The organism is Bradyrhizobium sp. UFLA06-24 (genome assembly GCF_054967145.1).
This window is the reverse complement of record NZ_JADFUE010000140.1, coordinates 1-5,569: the sequence shown is the minus strand read 5'-3', so window position 1 is coordinate 5,569 and position 5,569 is coordinate 1. Positions and strand designations below refer to the sequence as shown.

Below are 5,569 nucleotides of genomic sequence, written 5' to 3'. Positions count from 1 at the left end.
GTGGACTTCTCTTGCTTCGGGTATCATCCCGACCTTGAATCACGACTCACGTTCCAAGAAAAGTGGGTACTAGCGAGAAAAGAGGCAGGAGCTTTTTCAGGGTTTCGCTTTCGCACTCAAGGGCTACCGGCCATCTGAACGCTTGTGCAACATTTTTGCCAAGCCGATGACGGGACTGACGGACTAGGTATTGGTCCGCCTACGAAGATCCATATGCACGTCGCTCCACTTGCCTCACGCGATTAAGGACGACGTAGGGATCCTGCGGACGCAGCTTGTCGTTCTCGTTACGATGCGCGCTGCGTTAGCAGAGCATGGTGGGTGTGATCAGCGTGAATGGCACTCGACAAAGCCGTGGCGAGTCATACGAGGCTGCCCTGCGTTCTGCGACGCCGCTCGCTTCCAGCGGAACCAGTTTTTCGCAGCTAAAGCGCGATAAGATTGGAACGAATCATCATCGCGCGTAGGACTCGCGCGACTCCGGCTTCTGTGTCGGCAGGCGAACTTGCGCTTTCTTCGCGGGAGCGGCTGTGTCGGGGAGACGAGTCATTGGGCAGCTTTTTTCTGATCCTTGCCGGTCCGGAGGCGCGCCTTCGAACCTATCGGCTGAACTGAAACCACTGTCCTCATTCCGCGGCCTAATGGGGCGCATTGGCCGTAGGCTCGAGCGATGCGCAAAAGCGGACGTTTCAGCTTCGACTAAAGTCGCGTCAGCGACACCTACTGAAGGTTTAGGACAAATATACGTATGTTTATAATGCGTTTTTTCCCCGCGCGTGCTGAGTTCGGCAGCCGATGATCGATCTTGCACACGCTATCATGCGGACCCAAGTGTTCAAGATTGCCTCATTTTTGCCTAAAATGCTATAGCTCTCCCGCCGGATAACAGGCCGGACGGTCTCAAAATGTATAGGATCAGCAGTTTCAAACGTTCAGCCCCTCAGTTGACCTTGGGCAGCATAGCGCTAGCCGCGGTTACACTGACTTGCGTGTACTTTCAGGCGCATTTCGCCGCCGCGGCGTTCGCCTATTTGTTAGTAGTCTTACTATTTTCGTTGATGGGCAGCTTCATTGCTTCATCAGCGCTTTGCATCATCGCAATCGCTGCTCTCGCATACTACTTTGCGCCGCCGGCGTTTAGTTTACGAATCGATGATCCCCGCGATGTTCCTGTGGTTGTTGCATTTCTTATTGTCTCTGTTGTCGGAACGTACCTGATTGGAAAACTCCGCCAGGAAAGAGAGGCTGCACGTGTGGCTGCGGCCAAGCTTCAGCGGAGTGCCTCGGATTTGGAGGATCGTGAAAAACGGTGGCGCGCAATTTTCGAGCACAATCCAGCCATGTACTTCATGGTCGATGAGGCCGGCATTGTCCTCAACGTCAATACGTTGGGCGCGACACAACTGGGATTTGCTTGTGCAGAACTATTGGGCCAATCCGTGCTCGACGTATTTCTGGAGGAGGATCGCGCATTCGTCCGCAAATGCATTCAGACGTGTCTTGAGGATGTTGGACAATCGCGCACTTGGGACGTCCGGAAAGTCAGGAAGGACGGTTCTGTATTGTGGGTGCGTGAAAACGCCAAGGCCATGCTTTGGGCCGGCGACCGCCCCGTCATCCTCATGGCGTGCGAAGATATTACGGAGCGCAAGCAGACCGAGCTTGCGCTGCAGCGGAGCGAAGCGCATTTGGCTCACGCGCAGGAGTTGAGTCATACAGGCAGCTTCAGCTGGAACGCCTCTACCGGCGAGGCCTTCTGGTCTAAGGAGACATTTCGGATTTTCCAAATCGATCTTCAGACGACACCGGCGCCACAACTCGTCATTGAGCGCACGCACCCAGATGATAGGGCTTCTGTCAAAGAGATTATCGATGAAGCGATGCGAGACCTGAGGGATTTCGAGCACGAGTACCGGCTGCTGCTACCTGACGGCTCCGTGAAGCACATCCATGCGCAGGCACGAGTCACGCGAACCGCCTCTGGTGAAATTGAGTTTGTTGGGGCAGCCACCGATATTACGGCAGCTAGGCGAGCAGAACAGCAGTTGCGCCGAAGCGAGGCCTATCTGGCCGAGGCTCAGCATCTCACTCACACAGGCAGCTGGTCCTGGGACGTCCACACACGAGATTTCGTTTATCGCTCCGCTGAGGTCGACCGCCTGTTTGGCTTTAACCCACAAGAGCCGGTTTCGCTAGAGACTATTCGATCGCGCATCCATCCGGAAGACTTGCCAGGGTTGCAGGAGGTGCAGCGTCAGGCGATTGACCAGGAGCACGAACGGTTCGAATATGATTTCCGTGTTATTCTGCCAGATGGCGGGATAAGGCGCATACACTCCGTTGCACACGTTGTCGTCGGCAGCGATGGTAATGTCAGCGAGCTGATCGGAACACATATGGATGTTACCGAGCAACACGCAGCTAGGGAACGCTTGGAAAACACGCTTGTAGCGCTGCGCGAGAGCGAACAGCGCTTTCGCGACTATGCCGAGACTGCTTCCGACTGGCTCTGGGAAACCGGGCCAGATCATCGGGTCACTCACTTGTCCGAGCACACCAGCGCTGCGGGAATTTTGGCGACAGGGTTAACGGGCCTGCTTCGCTGGGACATCGCGTGCGACATGGAAGAAGAACCGGAGAAGTGGCGTCAGCATCGGGCGACGTTGCAGGCACACCTGCCGTTCCGGGATCTCATCTACCGTACCGTAAATAGGATGGGATCTCCGATCTACGTCCGCACTAGTGGCAAGCCCTTCTTCGACGGAAACGGAAATTTTTTGGGCTATCGCGGCGTCAGCACTGACATCACCGCTACCATTCGCGCTGATCAGGCCGAACAAGAGCTGCGAAAGGCACAGGCGGAGCTTGCACATGTGACGCGTGTAACGACCTTGGGAGAAATGACAACTTCTATCGCCCACGAGATAACCCAACCACTCGCCGCTATCCTCAGCAACGCCGATGCGTGCCTCGGCTGGATGGCTCGCGATGTTCCCAATCTTGCAGCCGCGCGCTCTTCAGTCGAATGGATCATAGAAGATGCAATCCGGGCAAGCGAGGTGATCCGTAGTATTCGCGCACTCGCGAAAAAGGGCGAGATCGAGATGGTGCCGCTCGACATTAATCAGGTGGTTAGGGACGTCAGCGCGCTGGTAACACGAGAGCTGGTGAGCCACCAAGTGACGTTGCGAAGCGAGTTGGCGTCTGCGCTGCCTAGGGTCCTCGGTGATCGAATTCAGCTACAACAAGTGATCATCAATCTGGTGATGAACGGAATCGAGGCCATGGACGCAGTTACAGACCGGCCGCGTGAACTTCTGATTCAATCATCTACGGACGATCTGGGGTACGTGCAGCTTTCCGTGACCGATTGCGGCGTCGGGATCGCCGAGAATGACGCGGACCGCGTCTTGGACCCCTTCTTCACCACCAAATCGAGCGGCCTAGGAATGGGCCTTTCGATCTGCCGGTCGATCGTGGAAGTTCACGGAGGACGAATTTCAGTGGTTCAGAAAAATGGACCGGGCGCGACGTTCCAGTTTGCCCTTCCGCTGCATAAGGAGGCCATCTCGTGACAGGACGATTTGACTGGAGAGGCCAAGGCGGACATACCGAGGCTTCGACGAAGGCAATCGTCTTTGTCGTCGAGGATGACATCTCTATGCGTCGCTCGCTTACGAACCTTTTTCGATCGGTAGGCTTGGAGGTCGTGGCGTTCGGATCGGCCCGTGAAATGCTGCAGAGCACAATGCCGGACGTCACAAGCTGTCTAGTTCTTGATGTCCGGCTGCCGGGCCTGAGCGGCCTTGACTACCAGACCGAGCTCGCCAGGTTGAACATACACATCCCAATCATCTTCATTACCGGCCATGGCGACATTCCCATGACCGTCAGGGCCATGAAGGGAGGCGCGGTCGATTTCCTCAGCAAGCCCTTCCGCGATCAGGAACTGCTTGATGCCGTCGTTGCGGCGACCGAACGCGATCGCAAAAGACGAGAAGCTCAGCGAACCGTGGCGAACCTGAAATCTCTATTTGAGACCCTAAGCCCGCGAGAACAGGCAGTGATGAAACTGGTCGCGACGGGGCTGATGAACAAGCAGGTAGCCGCCGAACTTGGGCTCGCCGAGATCACCGTCAAGATCTACCGGGGACACGTAATGAAAAAGATGCGTGCCCGCTCGCTGGCTGACTTGATCAGAATGAGCGAGACGCTCGGAATTAGCGCCAATCACACTGAACAAACCCAAGTATGATTTTACAATTCCATCACTTAAGCCCACTTTCGCGAAAGTGGCTGACGGTTTGGCAGCCGCTGTACTGCGTCGGGAGGGCTCATCTTGTCCACGCCTTTGATTTCCGTCGTTGACGACGACCCCTCGGTCCGTGCGGCGACAGAAAACCTTTTGAAATCGCGTGGCTACGTCGTGCAGATATTTGCCTCGGCCGAGGCGCTCCTGCGGTCGCCGCGGTTGAACGAGATATCCTGCGTCATAACTGATGTGCAGATGGCAGCGATGAGCGGGCTGGAGCTGCTGGCAGAGATGCGGACGCGTGGTTACCAAGCACCCTTCATTTTCATTACAGCTTTCCCCAACGAGCGCGTACGCGCGTCAGCCTTGGACGCCGGAGCGATCGGCTTCCTCGCCAAACCATTCGGCGTACAAGAGTTACTCAAGTGTCTCGACAGCGCACTGCAGGCATATGGCGACCGAGGCCGCATCTGATTCGATCAACTGCGCGTTCTTGTCCGATCTAACGACGATCACGCACCGGGCAACCTCTTTGCGGCCGGAACCGCGACCTGCCCTAACGTTATTAGGAGCTAATTCTTGCCCGCCAAAGCATTACCGGCTACTGTCGGCTGCAAAACAACCTTTGACCTTGCGAGAGACGGAGGGTACGCCGGCTCGATTCATTCCAGGTCGTGATCAAAGTAATGCCGGCCCAGAGCGATCAGCGCCCCTAGCATTTAACTCCACCTGGAGCGAAGCTATATGCTCCATTGCAGAGCGGTTCCCGAGAGCGCTCGGCAAGCACGAGATTGGTTGTGCTCAGCCCAGCCGCGGTGACGACGAAATGGAGCTTCGCCAGGACGCCCCTCATGTCTTGGTCACCGCTTTTCCGGTGAAAGCGCTTTGAACGATGCCCAGCCCAAGGAATTGTTACGTCCGCTGACGCGTGCGGGTTGGACTTGTCTATAGGGCCGCCGCTTCGTTATCGATTCCCAGCGCTCCGGCTATCGTCAAGCTCCCACATCATGTGTGGCAGACCTCTGGTCCAACCCGTCAAACGTGCTCGGCGCAACACGTCCCCACCACGGCCGGGCTATCACACAGGTGTCCTCGCCGCAGCGAGCATCGGCAGCAACTGGTTTGTACTGTAGCCCCCAATTTCTTAGGGCAAACAAATCAGTCAGCAACTGCTAAGCTAAGGAGGACCGAGGAGACAGCATTGATGTCTCCTGTGTCAGAACGTAACCTAAGTTCGTCTGAGCTATGCGGGATTTTGGGTGACGAGGCGATCAGGCGGCGTGGTTTTCCGGCACTTGGATGACCTCGATGCCGTTT

At 56.3% G+C, this 5,569-nt stretch carries 3 protein-coding genes; all 3 read left to right on the top strand.

Annotation, left to right across the window (positions count from 1 at the left end; translation table 11 throughout):
- Positions 1-905 precede the first annotated feature (905 nt).
- The 3 genes from IF809_RS37860 (at position 906) to IF809_RS37850 (ending at position 4,726) form a co-directional block, all read left to right on the top strand.
- Positions 906-3,575, top strand: a complete 2,670-nt coding sequence (locus IF809_RS37860; RefSeq protein WP_038937436.1) for a PAS domain-containing protein — start codon at positions 906-908, stop codon at positions 3,573-3,575.
- On the top strand, positions 3,572-4,255 hold the full coding sequence (locus IF809_RS37855) for a response regulator transcription factor (protein ID WP_011084526.1): 684 nt from the start codon (positions 3,572-3,574) through the stop codon (positions 4,253-4,255). The genes IF809_RS37860 and IF809_RS37855 overlap by 4 nt, the downstream gene beginning before the upstream one ends.
- Before the next feature lie 84 nt (positions 4,256-4,339).
- The gene (locus IF809_RS37850) at positions 4,340-4,726 is read left to right on the top strand and encodes a response regulator transcription factor (RefSeq protein WP_014497989.1); all 387 of its coding nucleotides are present in this window, start codon (positions 4,340-4,342) and stop codon (positions 4,724-4,726) included.
- Positions 4,727-5,569: the final 843 nt, after the last annotated feature.